Genomic DNA, 19,415 nt, shown 5'->3' on the forward strand with positions numbered 1-19,415 from the left:
TTTCGAGGCAGAAACACAGATCGACACCCGAGTGCAACCGTGCGTAGCGTTTCGGGTGCTGTCGCGGGCTGTTTAGGCTAGAATGCACGGCCTCAAAGCACACCCCTTCCCGAGGCTGTCCCGAAGATGTTGATCCTGCGCGGCGCTCCTGCCCTTTCTGCCTTTCGCCACAGCAAGCTCCTTGAGCAACTGAGCCAGAAGGTTCCGGCTGTCAGCGGCCTGTATGCTGAATTCGCTCACTTCGCCGAAGTTACCGGCGTCCTGACCGGCGACGAACAGCAGGTGCTCGCGCGCCTTCTGAAGTACGGTCCAAGCGTTCCGGTACAGGAGCCGACCGGTCGTCTGTTCCTGGTGTTGCCGCGTTTCGGCACCATCTCGCCATGGTCGAGCAAGGCCAGCGACATCGCCCGCAACTGCGGCCTGGCGAAAATCCAGCGCCTGGAGCGCGGCATCGCGTTCTACGTGGCCGGCCAGTTCAGCGACGCTGAAGCCCAGCTTATTGCTGACGGTCTGCACGACCGCATGACCCAGATCGTCCTGGGCAACCTCGAACAGGCCGCCGGCCTGTTCAGCCACGCCGAACCGAAGCCCCTGACCGCCATTGACGTGCTGGGCGGCGGCCGCGCCGCGCTGGAAAAAGCCAACACCGAACTGGGCCTGGCCCTGGCCGAAGACGAGATCGACTATCTGGTCAATGCCTTCGTCGGCTTGAAGCGTAACCCGCATGACATCGAACTGATGATGTTCGCCCAGGCGAACTCCGAGCATTGCCGTCACAAGATCTTCAACGCCAGTTGGGATATCGACGGCGAGAGCCAGGAAAAAAGCCTGTTCGGCATGATCAAGAACACCTACCAGATGCACAACGAAGGTGTCCTGTCGGCTTATAAGGACAACGCTTCGGTGATCGTCGGTTCCGTGGCCGGTCGTTTCTTCCCGGACCCTGAAACCCGCCAGTACGGCGCGGTACAGGAACCGGTGCACATCCTGATGAAGGTTGAAACCCACAACCACCCGACCGCGATTGCCCCGTTCCCGGGCGCGTCCACCGGTTCCGGTGGCGAAATCCGCGACGAAGGCGCCACCGGTCGTGGTGCCAAGCCGAAAGCCGGCCTGACCGGTTTCACTGTGTCCAACCTGCAGATCCCGGGCTTCGAACAGCCGTGGGAAGTGCCGTACGGCAAGCCGGAGCGCATCGTTACCGCGCTGGACATCATGATCGAAGGCCCGCTGGGCGGTGCCGCGTTCAACAACGAATTCGGCCGTCCGGCGCTGACCGGCTACTTCCGTACCTTCGAGCAATCGATCACCACGCCACACGGTGATGAAGTTCGCGGCTACCACAAGCCGATCATGCTGGCTGGCGGCATGGGCAACATCCGTGAAGAGCACGTCAAGAAAGGCGAGATTCTGGTTGGCTCCAAGCTGATCGTGCTCGGCGGCCCGGCGATGCTGATCGGCCTGGGCGGCGGCGCGGCTTCCTCCATGGCTACCGGCACCAGCTCGGCGGACCTGGACTTCGCGTCGGTACAACGCGAAAACCCGGAAATGGAACGTCGCTGCCAGGAAGTCATCGACCGTTGCTGGCAACTGGGCGACAAAAACCCGATCAGCTTCATCCACGACGTGGGTGCGGGCGGTCTGTCCAACGCCTTCCCGGAACTGGTCAACGACGGCGACCGCGGTGGCCGTTTCGAACTGCGCAACATTCCAAACGACGAGCCGGGCATGGCCCCGCACGAAATCTGGTCCAACGAATCCCAGGAACGTTACGTTCTGGCCGTAGGCCCGGCGGATTTCGAGCGCTTCAAGGCGATCTGCGAACGTGAGCGTTGCCCGTTTGCCGTGGTCGGCGAAGCCACTGCAGAACCACAGCTGACCGTGACTGACAGCCACTTCGGCAACAGCCCGGTGGACATGCCACTGGAAGTGTTGCTGGGCAAGGCGCCGCGCATGCACCGTTCGGTGGTGCGTGAAGCCGAACTGGGCGATGACTTCGATCCGTCGGCCCTGAACATTGCCGAATGCGTCGAGCGCGTCCTGCATCACCCGGCCGTGGCGAGCAAGAGCTTCCTGATCACCATCGGCGACCGCACCATCACCGGCCTCGTGGCCCGTGACCAGATGGTCGGCCCGTGGCAGGTGCCGGTGGCCGACGTTGCCGTCACCGCCACCAGCTTCGACGTCTACACCGGTGAAGCCATGGCCATGGGCGAGCGTACTCCGCTGGCGCTGCTGGACGCTCCGGCGTCGGGCCGCATGGCCATCGGCGAAACCCTGACCAACATCGCGGCTTCGCGCATCGGCAAGATCTCCGACATCAAGCTGTCGGCGAACTGGATGTCGGCTGCCGGTCACCCGGGCGAAGACGCACGTCTGTACGACACCGTGAAAGCGGTCGGCATGGAACTCTGCCCTGAGCTGGGCATCACCATTCCGGTGGGCAAGGACTCGATGTCCATGGCCACGCGCTGGAACGATGAAGGTGTGGACAAGTCCGTCACTTCGCCGATGTCCCTGATCGTCACCGGTTTCGCGCCAGTGACTGACATCCGTCAGACCCTGACCCCGCAACTGCGCATGGACAAGGGCACCACCGACCTGATCCTGATCGACCTGGGCCGCGGCCAGAACCGCATGGGCGCCTCGATCCTCGCGCAGGTTCACGGCAAGCTCGGCAAGCAGGCTCCGGACGTCGATGACGCCGAAGACCTGAAGGCCTTCTTCGCCGTGATCCAGGGCCTCAACGCCGACGGTCACCTGCTGGCTTACCACGACCGTTCCGACGGTGGTCTGCTGACCAGCGTTGTCGAGATGGCGTTCGCCGGTCACTGTGGCCTGAGCCTGAACCTCGACGGTCTGGCGGAAACCTCCGCCGACATCGCTGCGATCCTGTTCAACGAAGAACTGGGTGCCGTGATCCAGGTTCGCCAGGACGCCACCCCGGACATCCTCGCGCAGTTCAGCGCTGCCGGTCTGGGTGATTGCGTATCGGTGGTCGGTCAGCCGATGAACAACGGCGAGATCAGCATCACCTTCAACGGCGAAACCGTGTTCGAAGGCCAGCGTCGTCTGCTGCAACGCCAGTGGGCCGAGACCAGCTACCAGATCCAGCGTCTGCGCGACAACGCCGACTGCGCCGAGCAAGAGTTCGACGTGCTGCTGGAAGAAGACAACCCGGGCCTGAGCGTCAAGCTGAGCTACGACATCAACCAGGACATCGCCGCGCCTTACATCAAGAAAGGCATTCGCCCACAGGTTGCCGTACTGCGTGAGCAGGGCGTCAACGGTCAGGTGGAAATGGCGGCTGCATTCGACCGCGCCGGTTTCAACGCGATCGACGTGCACATGAGCGACATTCTGGCCGGCCGTGTCGACCTGAACGAGTTCAAGGGCATGGTCGCTTGCGGTGGCTTCTCCTACGGCGACGTATTGGGTGCCGGTGAAGGCTGGGCGAAATCCGCGCTGTTCAACAGCCGCGCCCGCGATGCGTTCCAGGGCTTCTTCGAGCGCAACGACAGCTTCACCCTCGGCGTGTGCAACGGTTGCCAGATGATGTCCAACCTGCACGAGCTGATCCCGGGCAGCGAGTTCTGGCCGCACTTCGTGCGCAACCGTTCCGAGCAGTTCGAAGCCCGTGTAGCGATGGTGCAGATCCAGGAGTCGAACTCGATCTTCCTGCAGGGCATGGCCGGTTCGCGTATGCCGATCGCCATCGCCCACGGCGAAGGTCATGCCGAGTTCGCCAGCGAAGAAGCACTGCTGCAAGCCGATCTGTCCGGTTGCGTGGCGATGCGTTTCGTCGACAACCACGGCAAGGTCACCGAAAGCTACCCGGCCAACCCGAACGGCTCGCCGCGCGGGATCACCGGCCTGACCAGCCGCGACGGTCGCGTAACGATCATGATGCCGCACCCGGAGCGAGTGTTCCGCGCCGTGCAGAACTCGTGGCGTTCCGATGACTGGAACGAAGATGCACCGTTGATGCGCATGTTCCGTAATGCTCGTGTGTGGGTGAACTAAGCGCTGTGTACAAGCTCAGCTTTTTTGTTCCCGACAGTCATGTCGACCTGGTCAAGAGTGCCGTATTCGCCGCCGGTGGCGGACGGATCGGTGCTTACGATCACTGTGCATGGCAGGTGTTGGGCCTTGGCCAGTTTCGCCCACTGGACGGCAGCCAGCCGTTCATTGGGCAAGCGGGGCAGGTCGAACAGGTCGAGGAATGGAAGGTTGAGCTCGTAGTGGCCGATGAGTTGATTCGCCCGGTGGTGGCGGCTCTGAAGCAGAGCCACCCCTACGAGACGCCGGCTTATGAAGTGTGGCGGCTGGAGGATTTCTGATTCTCCGGTGCTGAAATGAAAAACCCGCTGAAAGTGATTTCAGCGGGTTTTTTGTTGCTTGCAATTCAAAGGATGTACACCGATCCAGGGTGGGAGCGGGCTTGCTCGCGAAGGCGGTCTAACCGGCAACATTGATGCTGAATGTGATGGCCTTTTCGCGAGCAAGCCCGCTCCCACACTGGTTCGGTGTGTTTCCAAAATCTAAACCTTGGCACTGACCTCACTGCGATTGACCAATGCCTCCAGCGCATCACTCAAGGTCGACGCCTTGTCGCCAATCAACAGATGCCAGACGCCACCGTCCAGTTGACTCACACCCTGACAACCCAGCGCTTTCAAATCAGATTCCGACAAGGCCTTGCCGTCGGCCAGTTGCAGGCGCAGGCGGGTCATGGCAATGCAATCGAGTTGCAGCACATTGTCTCCACCGCCCAGCGCCTCCAGCCATCGCCGGGCTTCAGGTGTCTCCACGGCGAGAGGTGCGGGTTCATCAATGACTGCCGCAGGCGACGACACGATGGCGCGACCCAACGCCGGCATCGCCAGGCGAATCTCGTCGGCGATGGCGTCGGCCATCGGTCCGACCACCACCTGCAAACTCCCGCCCTTGCCCGGACGCACCACGGCCATGGCGCCGAGCGCTTTCAAATCTGTATCCGAGGCCTTGTGGCGATCCACCATGTCCAGACGCAACCGCGTGGTGCAGGCGCCGACGGTGATCAGGTTTTCCGCACCACCCAAGGCCTTGATGTAAGCCCCGGCACGCTCGTTGTCGGCCACGGCGGCCTGCTCGGTGGTCGCGACACCTTCACGTCCCGGGGTTTTCAGATCGAAGCGGCGGATACAGAAATCAAACACCACGTAATAGATCACGGCATACGCCAGGCCCACCGGGAACACCAGCCAGCCGTTGGTGGACTTGCCCCAGCCAAGGATCATGTCGATGAAGCCACCGGAGAAGGTGAACCCCAGGTGGATGTTCAGCAGATTGGTGATAGCCAACGACAGGCCGGTCAGCAGCGCGTGCAACAAGAAGAGCAGTGGCGCAAGGAACATGAAGGCGAACTCGACGGGTTCTGTGACGCCAGTGAGGAACGAGGTCAGGGCCATCGACAGGAAGATCCCGCCCATGACTTTTCGCCGTTCCGGCAAGGCGTTGCGGTACATTGCCAGGCACGCGGCGGGCAGGCCGAAGAGCATCATCGGGAACATGCCGGTGGTGAATTGGCCGCCCTTGGGGTCGCCGGCGAAGTAGCGCGAGATATCGCCGGTCACGAGGGCGCCCGTAGCCGGGTCGGTGAAGTTGCCGAAGACGAACCATGCCATGTTGTTGATGATGTGGTGCAGGCCAGTGACGATCAGTAGGCGGTTGAACACGCCGAAGACGAACGCACCGATGCTGCCGCTTTCCATCATCAGTGTGCCGAAGCTGTTGATGCCGTGCTGGATCGGCGGCCAGATGTAGCCGAACACCACGCCCAGGCCCACAGCGGCGAACCCGGTGACAATCGGCACGAAGCGCCGGCCACCGAAGAACGCCAGGTATTCCGGCAGCTTGATGTCCTTGAAGCGGTTGTACAGCGCGCCGGCCATCAGGCCGCTGACGATCCCGGCGAGCATGCCCATGTTGATGCTCGGGTCGAGCACCTTGAGGGTGGCGATCATCACCAGGTAACCGATCACCCCGGCAAGCCCCGCCGTACCGTTGTTGTCTTTGGCGAAACCGACCGCGATGCCGATGGCGAAGATCATGGCCAGGTTGGCGAAAATCACCTGGCCGGCGTCGTGGATGATTGCGATGTTCAGCAGGTCGGTATCGCCCAGGCGCAGCAGCAGGCCGGCAATCGGCAGGATCGCGATCGGCAGCATCAGTGCACGGCCGAGGCGTTGCAGGCCTTCAATGAAAAGTTGGTACATGGCGGATCTCCCTGGATTCTTGTTGTTCTTTAGCTCAGAGGCCAATGCTGGTGGCAGGCATGACGCACGGCGCTGGCGCTGCTCAGCTTGAGCAGGTCCAGGCTGATGCGCCGGCATTCGCTGGCATCGAGATGGCGCACGCGGTCCTTGATTTCACCGATCTGTACCGGGCTCACCGACAACTCGCTGACCCCCAGGCCGATCAACACCGGCGTGGCCAGTGGATCGGACGCCAGTGCGCCGCACACGCCGACCCAACGCTTGTGCTGCGCCGCCCCGGCGCAGGTCTGGGCGATCAACCGCAGCAGGGCCGGGTGCAACGCATCGACGCGCGCGGCAAGCCCGGCGTGGTCGCGGTCCATGGCCAGGGTGTATTGCGACAGGTCATTGGTGCCGATGGACAGGAAATCCGCGTGCTCCGCCAGTTGCTCGGCCAGCAGCGCGGCGGCCGGCACTTCAATCATCACCCCCAGCTCCGGGCGTTGCGCCAGACCGAGTTCACCGCACAAGGCGTCGAGGCGCTGGCGGATGTGCAGTAGTTCATCGACTTCAGTGATCATCGGCAGCAGGATCCGGCAGCGTGACAACGGGCTCAGGTGCAGCAGTGCGCGCAGTTGCTGGTCGAGCAGTTCCGGGCGAACCTGGGCCAGGCGAATGCCGCGCAGGCCGAGCACCGGATTGGCCTCGGCGGGCAGTGGCAGGTAGTCCAATTGCTTGTCGCCGCCGACGTCGATGGTGCGGATGATCACCGACTTGTCGCCCATGGCATCGAGCACGGCTTGATAGGCCTGGTGTTGTTCCTGTTCATCCGGGGCAGTGTGGCGGTCGACGAAGAGAAACTCGGTGCGCAGCAAGCCGACGCCGTCGGCGCCATTGGCCAATGCGTCTGCCGCTTCCGTGCTGGACGCCACATTGGCCGCGACTTCGATGTGCAGGCCATCGGTGGTCAGCGCCGGTGTGTGCGCCTGGGCCTGTTGTTCGGCGCGGCGTTGTTGCTGTTGCTGTTGCAACTGGCGCACGTCCGCCAGGCGCTGTGTGCCGGGTGTCAGCTCGAGTCGGCCGCCGTCGGCGTCCAGCACCACCGGTTGCCCCTGTTGCTGATCGAGCAGCGTCGAGCCCAGTGCGACCATGCACGGCAGGCCTTTGCCCCGGGCCAGAATCGCCACGTGGGAGGTCGCGCCGCCCTCGGCCATGCACAGCCCGGCGACGCCTTGCTGGCTCAGTTGCAGCAAATCGGAGGGCGTCAGTTCATGCGCCGCGACGATGGCGCCGGCCGGCACGTCGTAATGCCAGGTATCGCCGAGCAATACGCGCAGCACCCGTTGCTTGAGGTCGCGCAGGTCGTTGGCGCGTTCGGCGAGCAATGCGCTACCGGTTTGCTGGAGCACTTCGCATTGCGCATCGATGGCCTGGCTCCAGGCGTGAGTCGCGGCCGTGCCATGGGCGACGGATTGACTGGCGGCGTCCAGCAAGGCCGGATCTTCGAGCAGTGCGAGGTGTGCGGCGAAGATGGCCTCTTCGGCGCTGTCCTTGTGTTTTTTCGCCAAGGCCAGCGTGTGGTCGATGTCGCTGCGCACCTGGCTCAGTGCTGCATCCAGAACCTGCCGTTGTTGCTGCGGATCATGATGGCCGGCATCCACCGGCAGGCTGATCGCATTCAGGCGAAACAGCGGCCCGCCGACCAGGCCGGGCGCCGCGCATACGCCGTGCAACACACCCGCTTCGGCGGGGCGATTGCGCTGTGCAATCGTCGGTGGCGCGGCAGCGTGACTGTCTTCGGCCAGGGCTGTGGATAACGCGGTGAGCAAGGCTTGCAGCGCGGCTTCGGCATCCGGACCCTGGCAACTGACCTGGACTTCCGCCTGTTCGCCGATGGCCAGCCCCATCAGGCCGATCAGGCTGTCGCAGGTGGCCGACTTGCCGGCGAAGTGCAGTTGCGATTTGCTTTTGAAACCTTGTGCGGTCTGACGGATCAACGCCGCCGGCCGCGCGTGTAGGCCGCCACGGTGAGCAATGCGTACGTGACCGACAATCTCTGCGCCGGCAAACTCGACATCGACCTCTGCGGTCGATGTCTGTCGACGAATGATGTGCAGCAGCGGTTCGCCGACCTTCACCGATTTGAGGGTGATGGGCCGCGCCTGAAAGTCCTGGCTGTTAGTGAGGATCAGCAGGCTGACCAGGCTTTTGCACTGTTGCGCGACCTTGTCCAGGTCGTAGCGCAGCAGGGGTTGGCCATTGGCGACGCGTGCGCCTTCCTTGACCAGCATCGAGAAGCCCTGGCCCTGCAACTCGACCGTGTCGAGGCCCAGATGCAGGAGCAATTCCGCGCCGTTGTCGGCACGCAGGGTCACCGCGTGACCGGTGCGGGCGACATGCACCACGACACCCGCGCAGGGGGCGTGGAGCGTATCGTTGAGCGGATCGATGGCGATGCCGTCGCCCATGGCACCGCTGGCAAACACCGGGTCCGGGACTTTGGCGAGCGTGAGCACCGGGCCGCTGAGCGGGGCGCTTAAAGTCAGCTCTTTATTGTTGTTGTGCATGGCTCGGTCTCATAAAAAATGCAGTTCAGATCAACGCGCTTCTCTGTAGGAGCGAGCTCGCTCGCGAAGAACCTGAGAACAACGCGTTCATTCAGGAAACACGCGTTATCGTTAACGTCCATCGCGAGCAAGCTCGCTCCTACAAGGGGGGTTAGTGCGTACGGGTGACTTTGTTCAAGTGCCGTGGCTGATCCGGGTCCATGCCGCGGGCCACGGCCAGGCCGGCGGCCATCACGTAGAAACTCTGGATCGCCAGAATCGGGTCGAGGGCCGGGTGTTCGGCGCGGGTCAGCGTCAGGTCGCGTTCGAGCACGTCATCCGGTGCGGCCAGCAGGACACGGGCGCCGCGCTGGCGCATGTCGGCCGCCAGGCTCAGCAAACCGGCCTGCTCGGCACCCCGTGGGGCGAACACCAGCAGCGGGTAGTTGTCGCCGATCAAGGCCATCGGGCCGTGACGGACCTCGGCGCTGCTGAAGGCTTCGGCCTGGATCGCCGAGGTTTCCTTGAACTTGAGCGCCGCTTCCTGGGCGATGGCGAAACCGGCGCCACGGCCGATCACCATCAGCCGCTGGCAATCGCGCAAGGCGTCAATGGCCGGGCTCCAGTCCTGCTGCGCGGCGTCGCGCAGGCCATCGGGCAAGGCAGAGCCGGCCTCGAGCAGTTCGGCGTCTTCTTTCCAGTGACCAATCAGCCGGGCGCTGGCGCTGAGGGTGGCGATAAAACTCTTGGTCGCGGCGACGCTGCTTTCGGTGCCGGCACACAGTGGCAGGCTGAATTCGCAGGCGGCTTCCAGCGGCGAGTCCTCGGCATTGACCAGCGAAATGCTCAAGGCACCGCGCTTGCGCAGCAGGCGCAGGCTGTTGACCAGGTCCGGGCTTTGCCCCGATTGCGAAAAAGCGAATGCCGCCTGGCCGCTGACCTTCAACGGTGCCTGCTGCATGGTCACCACTGACATCGGCAACGACGCCACCGGGATGCCCAGCAGTTGCATGGTCAGGTAGGCGAAGTAGCTGGCGGCGTGGTCGGAGCTGCCGCGGGCCACAGTCATGACCACTTGTGGCGGCTGACGGCGCAGGCGTCCGGCGATCTCGATCAACTGCGGGTCGAGTTGTTGCAGATGGGCTTGCACGGCCTCGAACGAGGACAGCGCCTCTTCAAGCATTTTTGAAGTCAATGTCTTCTCCTTCGACCATGACAGCGGTCAGTTTCAGTGAGCGATCCAGCCGCACGCAGTCGGCCCAGGCCCCCGGTTGCAGGCGCCCGCGTTCGGTGATGCCGAGGTAGTCGGCGGGGAATTGCGACAGGCGCTGCGAGGCTTCGGCGATGGGCAGGCCGATCTTCACCAGATTGCGCAGGGCCTGATCCATGGTCAGGGTGCTGCCGGCCAGGGTGCCGTCGGGCAGGCGCACGCCGCCCAGGCACTTGGTCACGGTGTGGCTGCCGAGTTTGTATTCGCCGTCGGGCATGCCGGCGGCGGCGGTCGAGTCGGTGACGCAGTACAGGCACGGGATCGAACGCAGGGCCACGCGGATCGCGCCGGGATGCACGTGCAGCAAGTCCGGAATCAGTTCGGCGTATTGGGCGTGGGCCAGTGCCGCGCCGACGATCCCCGGTTCGCGGTGATGCAGCGGGCTCATGGCGTTGTAAAGGTGGGTGAAACTGCTGGCCCCGGCTGCCAGCGCAGCCACGCCTTCTTCGTAACTGCCCAGGGTGTGGCCGATCTGCATGCGGATGCCGCGGGCGCTGAGGTCACGGATCAAGGCGTCGTGGCCGGCAATTTCCGGGGCAATGGTGATCACCCGGATCGGTGCGAGCGCCAGGTACGCTTCGACTTCGGCCATCAGCGCGGTGTGGGCGAAGTTGGGTTGTGCGCCGAGCTTGCCGGGGTTGATGTAGGGGCCTTCGAGGTGCACGCCGAGCACCCGGGCGCAGCCTTGGGGCCGCTGTTCACAGAATTCGCCGACGGCTTTGAGCACGCGCAAGATTTCTTCGCTCGGTGCCGTCATGGTGGTCGCCAGCAGCGCCGTAGTGCCGAAGCGCACGTGGGTGCGGGTGATGGTTTCGAAGGCCGGTGTGCCCTCCATGATGTCTTTGCCGCCACCGCCGTGCACGTGCAGGTCGATGAAGCCCGGCAGCAGGTACGGCAGGTCGTTGTCCGCCGGATCGCAGGACGCGCCTTCGATGGCGACGACCTTGCCGTGTTCGTGAACCAGCCGGCCGCGAACCCAGCCGTCGGGGGTGAGGATGTTGTCTTCGGACATGATCGGTTCTCTGGTTTGGCGGCTTCGCGGTGCGCGTTCTAGCGGCGAAGTTCTGCCACAAAGTCGTAGTAGTCGTTACGGCAATAGGTGTCGGTGACTTCGATCGGTGTGTTGTCTTCCAGGTAGCCGACCCGGGTCATCAGCAGCATGGCGGTGCCGGGGGCGATACCGACCAGCGCGGCGAACTCGTCCGAAGCGTTGATCGCCTGGATATGCTGCAAGGCGCGGACAACCGGTTTGCCGATGCCGTCGAGGAATTCGTAGAGGGAGTCGCCGATCATTTGCGGTTTGGGAATGATCGAGGCGGGCAGGGTGCTCATCTCGATAGCCATCACGGTGTCGTCGGCTTTACGCAGGCGTTTGAGGCGCGCGACTTTGTCGTTGGGCGACAGGCCGAGGCGGATCAGTTCTTCATGGGTCGGCAGGGTGATTGCCCGCTCCAGCCATTGCGAACTGGGAACAAATCCCTTGTGGCGCAGCATTTCACTGAAGCTTGAAAGGCGCGACAGCGGTTGTTCGAGGCGCGGCGTGATGAAGGTGCCGGAGCCCTGGTTGCGACGGATCAGGCCTTGTTCGAGTAGCACTTCCAGCGCCTTGCGGGCAGTGACGCGGGAGATGCCCAGTGTCTCGCTCAGGTTGCGCTCCGAAGGCATGGCCTGCTCGGCTTTCCACTGGCCGGCATGGATCGCCGCCTCCAGGTTGCGCGCCAGTTGCAGGTAGAGCGGCGTGGGCTGGGTGTCGTCGGGGCGCAGGGCGTGGAGATCGTTCATGGCGGTGTCCGGGGCGGATATTGGAGTGTTGTCACCCTTGAATGGAGCAAAAACTAATACCACTTGAATACCATGTCAACGCCACTGGCTGGCAGGGGCGCGGTAAATCCAGCTCTAAAGAGCGATTGAAATGGTGGGGTGTTCGAAGTGGTATTAGAGGTGGCGAGTTCAATAGCAAAGATCGCAGCCTGCGGCAGCTTCTGAGAAGGGAACTGGTATCTCCCCGGCAGATGCTGTCGCAGGCCGCGATCTATTGAATTTATTTTTTCGAGGGCGACCGACGGTGGCGGTCAGAGGAAGAAATTCGCCCTGTAGCAGCTGGCGAAGCCTGCGTTCGGCTGCGAAGCAGTCGTGAAATCAGCCGACGCGTTGTGTCAGGAATACTTCGCACTCAGGTTTTACGACTGCTTCGCAGCCGAACGCAGGCTTCGCCAGCTGCTACAAGGTAGGTGTTGCGATTACGGACGAATCTCGATCATCGTGCCGTCCGGCACCAGGTTCCAGACTTCGCGCATGTCCATGTTGCGCATGGCGATGCAGCCGTCGGTCCAGTCCAGGGTGTGGAACAGGTCTTCCGGAGTGTCTTCGCTGTCTGGCGTGCCGTGGATCATGATCATGCCGCCGGGCTCGACGCCTTCACGACGGGCGCGGGCCGAGTCACTGATGTTCGGGTAGGAAATGTGCATCGCCAGGTTGAAGCGGTCGCTGATCTTGCGCCAGTCGACCCAGTAGAAGCCTTCCGGGGTGCGCTTGTCGCCTTCCATCAGCTTCGGCCCCTTGGGGCGCTTGCCCAGGGAAATTCGATAGGTCTTGAGCGGCTTGCCGTCATTGATCAATTGCAATTGATGGGACGACTTGAGAATCAGGATTTTCTCGATGACCTTGCCGTCCAGGGTTTCCACGGCAGAAGCCTGGGACACCGTGACAAACGACAAACAGAACAGGGCAAGCAACCAGCGCATTGAAACGATTCCCCAGGAGGTGTCGCGACTATTTATTTATAGATGTTTTATGTAGGAACTGCCGAAGGCTCAGGCCGCGTTCGGACGATTTTTCAGCGGCTACGAATGATACCAATATGGCATCAGATAATGGCAGGCTGAGCAAGCGGCGGGATCGATTCAGACCGTACTGGATAGACCTCGGTCCGCCGGTCAGCGAAGAAGCATTCTAAGGTACGGCCCACCGTGCGGAAAGCCAGCTCATCCCATGGAATGTCCGCTTCGTCGAATAGTTGCACTTCCAGGCTCTCGGGGCCGGCAGAAAAGTCCAGGTCCACCAGCTCGGCACGGAAGAACACATGCACCTGGCTGATGTGCGGCACGTCGATCAGGGTATAGATGCTCAGGTTGCGCACCCGGGCGCAGGCTTCCTCGGCGGTTTCGCGAATGGCCGCCTGCTCGATGGTCTCGCCGTTCTCCATGAAACCGGCGGGCAGGGTCCAGTAACCGCGGCGCGGCTCGATGGCCCGCCGGCACAGCAACACCTTGCTGCCCCAGGTCGCCACGCAGCCGGCGACGATGTTGGGGTTCTGGTAGTGGATGGCCTGACAGCTGTCACAGACAAAACGCAGGCGCGAATCGCCTTCGGGAATGCGCTGGGTCACCGGGTTACCGCACTGGCTGCAAAATTTCATGCTGGGGTTCCTGAATGCTGCGCCTATCTTGGCGTGTGGCAGTGCCGGTCGGCAAGTTGTCGTTTCGCGACATGGGGCGGTTGCGGGGGTTGGGCGGCCGCAGCGATTGGTGCATGATGCCGGGTAAGGCACAGATCGAGAACACTCATGCTGGACGAGCTACTGCATCGGGTAAGTAACCACACACCACGCACGTTGGAGACCGACCATCGTTTTCCCGAGGCCGCAGTGCTGGTGCCGATCACCCGCAGTGACGAGCCAGAGCTGGTGTTGACCCTGCGTGCCAGCGGACTGTCGACCCATGGCGGCGAAGTTGCCTTCCCCGGTGGCCGCCGCGACCCCGAAGACCCCGACCTGATTTTCACCGCCTTGCGTGAGGCCGAAGAAGAGATCGGCCTGCCGCCGGGACTGGTCGAGGTGATCGGCCCGCTCAGCCCGCTGATCAGCCTGCATGGCATCAAGGTCACCCCGTATGTCGGGGTGATTCCGGATTTCGTCGAATACCAGGCCAACGATGCCGAGATCGCCGCCGTGTTCAGCGTGCCCCTGGAGTTCTTCCGCAAAGACCCCCGTGAACATACCCATCGCATCGATTATCAGGGCCACAGCTGGTATGTGCCGAGCTATCGCTTCGGTGAATACAAGATCTGGGGACTGACGGCGATCATGATCGTCGAGTTGATCAACCTGCTGTATGACGCCAAAATCAGCCTGCATCAACCTCCCAAAAGCTTTATCAACACCTGAAGCCATCGTTCGAATGGTTTGAACCTGCCTGCCAGAGCCTTGAGGACAACACGATGAAATACCGCCTGGGCGACGCCCGCGTCGAAACCCATCCACAAAGCTGGGTGGCTCCCAATGCCGTGCTGGTGGGCAAGGTCAAGCTGGAAGAGGGCGCCAACGTCTGGTTCAACACCGTTCTGCGCGGCGACAACGAGTTGATCCTGATCGGCAAGAACAGCAACGTCCAGGACGGCACCGTGATGCACACCGACATGGGCTACCCGCTGGTCATCGGCACTGGCGTGACCATCGGCCATAACGCCATGCTCCACGGCTGCACCGTCGGCGACTACAGCCTGATCGGCATCAACGCGGTGATTCTCAATGGCGCGAAGATTGGCAAGAACTGCATCATCGGCGCCAATTCGCTGATCGGCGAAGGCAAGGAGATTCCGGACGGATCGCTAGTCATGGGCTCGCCCGGCAAGGTGGTGCGCGAATTGACCGAGCCGCAAATCAAGATGCTCGAGGCCAGCGCTGCTCACTACGTGCACAACTCGCAGCGTTATGCCCGCGACCTGGCCGAGCAGGAACAATGACCACCACCGAACGCCCGGTAGCATCGCCCTGCGTGAACATTTGCGCGCTGGATGACGATGACATCTGTACCGGTTGCCAGCGCACGGTGGAAGAAATCACCCGCTGGAGCCGCATGGACAACGCCGAGCGCCGCAAGGTGCTGGGGTTGTGTCATGAGCGGGCCAAGGCCAGCGGGTTGATCTGGATGCTCAACAAATCACCGAACCGGTAGCAGCTGGCGAAGCCTGCGTTCGGCTGCGCAGCAGTCGTAAAACCTGAGCACACGGTATATCTGACGCACCGCTTTTGGCTGATTTTGCGCCTGCTTCGCAGCCGAACGCCGGCTTCGCCAGCTGCTACAAGGATCGCGCTGCATTTGGCGGCATTGCATGACTGAAGTACCCTGTGCGCCTTGAATCCTCAGGCATCCCACTGTCCATGCTCTTCCTGGTCGCCTACATCAGCAGCGTCGTGCTGATCAACTACGCCTTTTCCACCGCGCCGCACCTGGACATCATCTGGTCGGCCTGGGGCGGGCTGGTGTTTGTGTTGCGCGACATGGTGCAAGCCCGATTCGGGCATGGCGCCCTCGTGGCGATGCTGGCGGCGCTGGTGCTGTCCTACATCACTTCCGATCCGTCCATCGCCCTGGCCAGTGCCACGGCGTTCGCGATTTCCGAGTGCATCGACTGGCTGGTGTTCAGCATCACCAGGCGCCCGCTGCATGATCGCCTGTGGATAAGTTCGGCCCTGAGCATTCCCCTCGACACCTTTATCTTTTTCGGCATGATCGGCGTACTGACGCCGGGGGTGATCCTTACTGCCCTGGGGTCGAAGTTCGCCGGGGTCACCGCCGTATGGCTGATCATGGCCTGGCGCCTGCGCAAACAGGCTGTCGTCAGCTGAAGTTCATGTAAAATGCCGCGCTTTCTCCCCATGGGAAGCGTGCTTCCCTCGATGATCCGCTTCTTTGAGGACCTTCAGATGACCCGTATCGGAACTCCATTGTCGCCCACCGCGACCCGCGTATTGATGTGTGGCTGTGGCGAGTTGGGCAAGGAAGTGGTGATCGAGCTGCAACGCCTGGGCGTTGAAGTGATTGCCGTGGATCGCTACGCCAACGCGCCGGCCATGCAGGTTGCGCACCGCAGCCACGTGATCAACATGCTTGATGGCGCGGCCTTGCGAGCGGTAATCGAAGCCGAGAAACCGCACTTTATCGTGCCGGAAATCGAAGCCATCGCCACCGCGACCCTGGTGGAGCTGGAGGCCGAAGGTTTCACCGTGATCCCGACCGCCCGCGCCGCGCAGCTGACCATGAACCGCGAAGGCATCCGTCGCCTGGCCGCCGAAGAACTGGACCTGCCAACCTCGCCGTACCACTTCGCCGACACCTTCGAGGACTACAGCAAAGCTGTCGAAGACCTCGGTTTCCCATGCGTGGTCAAACCGGTCATGAGTTCTTCAGGCAAGGGCCAGAGCCTGCTGCGTAGCGTCGATGACGTGCAGAAGGCCTGGGACTACGCCCAGGAAGGTGGCCGTGCCGGTAAAGGCCGGGTGATCATCGAAGGCTTCATCGATTTCGACTACGAAATCACCCTGCTGACCGTGCGCCACGTTGGCGGCACTACGTTCTGCGCACCGGTCGGCCACCGTCAGGAGAAGGGCGACTATCAGGAGTCCTGGCAGCCGCAAGCCATGAGCCCGATTGCCCTGGCTGAATCCGAACGTGTCGCCAAGGCCGTGACCGAAGCCCTGGGTGGCCGTGGTCTGTTCGGCGTCGAGCTGTTCATCAAAGGCGACCAGGTGTGGTTCAGCGAAGTCTCGCCGCGCCCGCATGACACCGGTCTGGTGACCCTGATTTCCCAGGACCTGTCGCAGTTCGCCCTGCACGCACGGGCCATTCTCGGTCTGCCGATCCCGTTGATCCGTCAGTTCGGGCCATCGGCCTCGGCGGTGATCCTGGTGGAAGGGCAGTCGACCCAGACCGCTTTTGCCAATCTGGGTGCCGCCTTGAGCGAGCCGGATACCGCGCTGCGCCTGTTCGGCAAGCCTGAGGTCAACGGCCAGCGCCGCATGGGCGTGGCCCTTGCGCGCGACGAATCGATCGAAGCCGCCCGTGCCAAGGCGACCCGTGCTTCGCAGGCGGTTGTCGTAGAACTGTAAAAACCCGTAACCCTGTGGGAGCGGGCTTGCTCGCGAAAGCGCTGTGTCAGACACATTAATGTTGACTGACACTCCCTCTTCGCGAGCAAGCCCGCTCCCACAGGTTCGGTGTTCAGTCTCTATAATTTGGGGGTGCCCAAGACCCTTTATTAAAGCTTCAGGCCTGTACCCATGAATTCCCAAAGCATCATCGTCCCGAAAATCTCCACCCTGCCGGTGCACGAACCCCGGGCCAGGGCCGTTGTGCGCTGGCTGGTGCGCAAGAACATCGTCCAGGAAGAACTGACCACTTGCGGCCGCACCGGCAATCGTATGGGACACGCCATCGCCGAGGGTGCCCGTGAGGTGGTCCTGCATCCGGAAGCGCTGCCGTTTGGCGAAGCCGTCAACGGCCTGGAAATTGTCACCAAGCGCTGCATCTATACGCCGGCCAAGGGTTTCCTTGGAGAAGCAGGTTGTGCCGAGTGCCGCAAGGAAATCGGTGAAGCCCTGTTCGAAAGCCTGGAAGACTGGATGCCAGGACGCACCGACAACTTCACCTGCCCGGAATGCGGGCATGAAGACGACATCAACGGCTTCCTGTTCCTGCAGGAATGCGGCTTCTCCAACCTCGGTTTCATCTTCAACAACTGGGCCGAAGCCGGCTTTAAACAGCGCTTTCTCGACGAATTTGCCGATTGGCTGGATCAGCCGGTCAGTTGGGTAAAAGTCGAACTCTGAAACCTGTAGGAGCGAGCTTGCTCGCGATGAACTTTCAGGCCACGCGGGTTTCCAGACAACCCGCATTATCGTTCACGACCATCGCGAGCAAGCTCGCTCCTACGAAAAAGCGCCCCGTATGTCAGTAATGCCAATAATAGTCAGAGTTTTACATTGAACCCGAGGGGGTGTCTGACTATAATGGCGCGCTTCCATTTTCCCGCTCGGGAGCCCCCGCGATGCTGCGTATCAGCCAAGAAGCTCTGACATTCGACGACATTCTCCTAGTGCCCGGTTATTCCGAGGTGCTTCCTAACGAAGTCAGTCTCAAGACCCGCCTTACCCGTGGCATCGAGCTGAATATTCCACTGGTTTCCGCTGCCATGGACACCGTCACTGAAGCCCGTCTGGCAATCGCCATGGCTCAGGAAGGTGGTATCGGCATCATCCACAAGAACATGACCATCGAGCAGCAAGCTGCCGAAGTCCGCAAGGTCAAGAAGTTCGAAGCCGGTGTCGTCAAAGACCCGATCACCATCGAGGCTGACGCCACGGTGCGTGACCTGTTCGAACTGACCCGCATGCACAACATTTCCGGTGTTCCGGTGCTGCACGATGGCGACCTGGTCGGCATCGTCACCTCCCGTGACGTGCGCTTCGAAACCCGTCTGGATGCCACCGTTCGTGAAGTGATGACGCCTAAAGAGCGTCTGGTCACGGTCAAGGAAGGCGCCAACAAGAACGAAGTCCGCGAGTTGCTGCACAAGCACCGCCTGGAAAAAGTCCTGATCGTCGACGACAAGTTTGCCCTCAAAGGCATGATGACCGTTAAAGACATCGAAAAAGCCAAGGCTTACCCGCTGGCCAGCAAGGACGATCAAGGTCGTCTGCGCGTTGGTGCGGCCGTCGGCACCGGTAAAGACACCGGTGACCGCGTAGCCGCCCTGGTCAATGCCGGCGTTGACGTGGTGGTGGTCGACACCGCACACGGTCACTCCAAAGGCGTGATCGACCGCGTTCGCTGGGTCAAGCAGAACTTCCCTGAAGTGCAGGTCATCGGCGGCAACATCGCCACCGGCGCTGCCGCCAAGGCCCTGGCCGAAGCCGGCGCTGACGCAGTCAAGGTCGGTATCGGCCCTGGCTCGATCTGCACCACCCGTATCGTCGCCGGTGTCGGCGTGCCGCAAATCAGTGCCATCGCCAACGTCGCCGCTGCCCTTGAAGGCACTGGCGTGCCGTTGATCGCCGACGGCGGTATCCGTTTCTCCGGTGACCTGTCCAAGGCCATCGTTGCCGGTGCTTCCTGCGTGATGATGGGCTCGATGTTCGCCGGTACCGAAGAAGCGCCGGGCGAGATCGAATTGTTCCAGGGCCGTTCGTACAAGGCTTATCGCGGCATGGGCTCGCTGGGCGCCATGTCCCAGGCTCAAGGCTCCTCCGACCGTTACTTCCAGGACTCCTCGGCAGGCGCCGAGAAGCTCGTGCCGGAAGGCATCGAAGGGCGTGTTCCGTACAAGGGCACCCTGAGCGCGATCATCCACCAGTTGATGGGCGGCCTGCGCTCCTCGATGGGCTACACCGGTAGCGCCAACATCGAAGAGATGCGCACCAAGCCTGAGTTCGTGCGGATCACCGGTGCCGGCATGGCCGAGTCCCACGTTCACGACGTGCAGATCACCAAGGAAGCGCCAAACTACCGCGTAGGTTGAGCCTTCAAGTAACAAGCTAAGCAACCGGGGCTGTTTTATTCAGCCCCGAGTTGTTTCTGAATCACG

At 62.2% G+C, this 19,415-nt stretch carries 16 protein-coding genes; 9 read left to right on the plus strand and 7 right to left on the minus strand.

Features of this window, described 5'->3' with window-relative positions:
- Positions 1 to 126: 126 nt before the first annotated feature.
- Both purL and PMI28_RS24580 read left to right on the plus strand, forming a co-directional pair.
- Positions 127 to 4,023: a phosphoribosylformylglycinamidine synthase gene (gene purL, locus PMI28_RS24585; protein WP_007982806.1), complete on the plus strand. Its 3,897-nt coding sequence runs from the start codon at positions 127 to 129 to the stop codon at positions 4,021 to 4,023.
- Positions 4,024 to 4,028: 5 nt separating this feature from the next.
- Positions 4,029 to 4,340, plus strand: coding sequence for a Nif3-like dinuclear metal center hexameric protein (locus PMI28_RS24580; RefSeq protein WP_007982808.1), 312 nt, complete (start codon positions 4,029 to 4,031; stop codon positions 4,338 to 4,340).
- A gap of 201 nt (positions 4,341 to 4,541) precedes the next feature.
- Here PMI28_RS24580 and nagE read toward each other — a convergent pair whose 3' ends face one another.
- The 7 genes from nagE to PMI28_RS24545 form a co-directional block, all read right to left on the minus strand.
- A complete protein-coding gene (nagE, locus tag PMI28_RS24575; RefSeq protein WP_007982810.1) occupies positions 4,542 to 6,257 on the minus strand; it encodes an N-acetylglucosamine-specific PTS transporter subunit IIBC in 1,716 nt (571 codons plus the stop codon).
- 29 nt (positions 6,258 to 6,286) lie between these two features.
- Complete coding sequence (gene ptsP / locus PMI28_RS24570) at positions 6,287 to 8,803, minus strand: phosphoenolpyruvate--protein phosphotransferase (RefSeq protein ID WP_007982811.1); 2,517 nt, start codon at positions 8,801 to 8,803, stop codon at positions 6,287 to 6,289.
- Positions 8,804 to 8,954: 151 nt separating this feature from the next.
- A complete protein-coding gene (locus tag PMI28_RS24565; protein ID WP_033063102.1) occupies positions 8,955 to 9,965 on the minus strand; it encodes an SIS domain-containing protein in 1,011 nt (336 codons plus the stop codon).
- A complete protein-coding gene (gene nagA / locus PMI28_RS24560; protein ID WP_007982815.1) occupies positions 9,958 to 11,064 on the minus strand; it encodes an N-acetylglucosamine-6-phosphate deacetylase in 1,107 nt (368 codons plus the stop codon). Before nagA ends, PMI28_RS24565 begins: the two co-directional genes overlap by 8 nt.
- Positions 11,065 to 11,102: 38 nt before the next feature.
- Positions 11,103 to 11,834, minus strand: a complete 732-nt coding sequence (locus PMI28_RS24555) for a GntR family transcriptional regulator (RefSeq protein ID WP_007982817.1) — start codon at positions 11,832 to 11,834, stop codon at positions 11,103 to 11,105.
- A 458-nt stretch (positions 11,835 to 12,292) separates the two neighbouring features.
- Entirely contained in the window at positions 12,293 to 12,796 is a 504-nt protein-coding gene (locus PMI28_RS24550) for a L,D-transpeptidase family protein (protein WP_007982819.1), read from the minus strand.
- Between the two features lie 122 nt (positions 12,797 to 12,918).
- Positions 12,919 to 13,470 (minus strand): NUDIX hydrolase, encoded by a 552-nt coding sequence (locus tag PMI28_RS24545; protein WP_007982820.1) that lies wholly within the window; start codon positions 13,468 to 13,470, stop codon positions 12,919 to 12,921.
- A gap of 147 nt (positions 13,471 to 13,617) precedes the next feature.
- Here PMI28_RS24545 and PMI28_RS24540 point away from each other — a divergent pair, with 147 nt between their 5' ends.
- From PMI28_RS24540 to guaB, 7 genes are all read left to right on the plus strand, one after another.
- Positions 13,618 to 14,217 carry a CoA pyrophosphatase gene (locus PMI28_RS24540; protein WP_007982822.1) on the plus strand — a complete coding sequence of 200 codons (600 nt, stop codon included), beginning with the start codon at positions 13,618 to 13,620 and terminating at the stop codon, positions 14,215 to 14,217.
- A gap of 53 nt (positions 14,218 to 14,270) precedes the next feature.
- Positions 14,271 to 14,795 carry a gamma carbonic anhydrase family protein gene (locus PMI28_RS24535; protein WP_007982824.1) on the plus strand — a complete coding sequence of 175 codons (525 nt, stop codon included), beginning with the start codon at positions 14,271 to 14,273 and terminating at the stop codon, positions 14,793 to 14,795.
- Complete coding sequence (locus tag PMI28_RS24530) at positions 14,792 to 15,007, plus strand: DUF1289 domain-containing protein (RefSeq protein ID WP_007982827.1); 216 nt, start codon at positions 14,792 to 14,794, stop codon at positions 15,005 to 15,007. Before PMI28_RS24535 ends, PMI28_RS24530 begins: the two co-directional genes overlap by 4 nt.
- Positions 15,008 to 15,213: 206 nt before the next feature.
- Entirely contained in the window at positions 15,214 to 15,681 is a 468-nt protein-coding gene (locus PMI28_RS24525; RefSeq protein ID WP_007982829.1) for a VUT family protein, read from the plus strand.
- Between the two features lie 78 nt (positions 15,682 to 15,759).
- Entirely contained in the window at positions 15,760 to 16,941 is a 1,182-nt protein-coding gene (gene purT / locus PMI28_RS24520; protein WP_007982831.1) for a formate-dependent phosphoribosylglycinamide formyltransferase, read from the plus strand.
- A gap of 171 nt (positions 16,942 to 17,112) precedes the next feature.
- The gene (locus tag PMI28_RS24515) at positions 17,113 to 17,661 is read left to right on the plus strand and encodes a hypothetical protein (protein WP_007982833.1); all 549 of its coding nucleotides are present in this window, start codon (positions 17,113 to 17,115) and stop codon (positions 17,659 to 17,661) included.
- Between the two features lie 218 nt (positions 17,662 to 17,879).
- Entirely contained in the window at positions 17,880 to 19,349 is a 1,470-nt protein-coding gene (gene guaB / locus PMI28_RS24510) for an IMP dehydrogenase (RefSeq protein WP_007982835.1), read from the plus strand.
- Positions 19,350 to 19,415: the final 66 nt, after the last annotated feature.

This window comes from Pseudomonas sp. GM48 (genome assembly GCF_000282335.1).
In the GTDB taxonomy this organism is placed as follows: domain Bacteria; phylum Pseudomonadota; class Gammaproteobacteria; order Pseudomonadales; family Pseudomonadaceae; genus Aquipseudomonas.

What these genes read in the sequence shown, in the direction of transcription:
- purL (WP_007982806.1), top strand. Translation starts at nt 127, where the DNA reads ATGTTGATCCTGCGCGGCGCTCCTGCCCTTTCTGCCTTTCGCCACAGC.
- nagE (WP_007982810.1), bottom strand. Translation starts at nt 6,257, where the DNA reads ATGTACCAACTTTTCATTGAAGGCCTGCAACGCCTCGGCCGTGCACTG.
- ptsP (WP_007982811.1), bottom strand. Translation starts at nt 8,803, where the DNA reads ATGCACAACAACAATAAAGAGCTGACTTTAAGCGCCCCGCTCAGCGGC.
- PMI28_RS24565 (WP_033063102.1), bottom strand. Translation starts at nt 9,965, where the DNA reads ATGCTTGAAGAGGCGCTGTCCTCGTTCGAGGCCGTGCAAGCCCATCTG.
- nagA (WP_007982815.1), bottom strand. Translation starts at nt 11,064, where the DNA reads ATGTCCGAAGACAACATCCTCACCCCCGACGGCTGGGTTCGCGGCCGG.
- PMI28_RS24555 (WP_007982817.1), bottom strand. Translation starts at nt 11,834, where the DNA reads ATGAACGATCTCCACGCCCTGCGCCCCGACGACACCCAGCCCACGCCG.
- PMI28_RS24550 (WP_007982819.1), bottom strand. Translation starts at nt 12,796, where the DNA reads ATGCGCTGGTTGCTTGCCCTGTTCTGTTTGTCGTTTGTCACGGTGTCC.
- PMI28_RS24545 (WP_007982820.1), bottom strand. Translation starts at nt 13,470, where the DNA reads ATGAAATTTTGCAGCCAGTGCGGTAACCCGGTGACCCAGCGCATTCCC.
- PMI28_RS24540 (WP_007982822.1), top strand. Translation starts at nt 13,618, where the DNA reads ATGCTGGACGAGCTACTGCATCGGGTAAGTAACCACACACCACGCACG.
- PMI28_RS24535 (WP_007982824.1), top strand. Translation starts at nt 14,271, where the DNA reads ATGAAATACCGCCTGGGCGACGCCCGCGTCGAAACCCATCCACAAAGC.
- PMI28_RS24530 (WP_007982827.1), top strand. Translation starts at nt 14,792, where the DNA reads ATGACCACCACCGAACGCCCGGTAGCATCGCCCTGCGTGAACATTTGC.
- PMI28_RS24525 (WP_007982829.1), top strand. Translation starts at nt 15,214, where the DNA reads ATGCTCTTCCTGGTCGCCTACATCAGCAGCGTCGTGCTGATCAACTAC.
- purT (WP_007982831.1), top strand. Translation starts at nt 15,760, where the DNA reads ATGACCCGTATCGGAACTCCATTGTCGCCCACCGCGACCCGCGTATTG.
- PMI28_RS24515 (WP_007982833.1), top strand. Translation starts at nt 17,113, where the DNA reads ATGAATTCCCAAAGCATCATCGTCCCGAAAATCTCCACCCTGCCGGTG.
- guaB (WP_007982835.1), top strand. Translation starts at nt 17,880, where the DNA reads ATGCTGCGTATCAGCCAAGAAGCTCTGACATTCGACGACATTCTCCTA.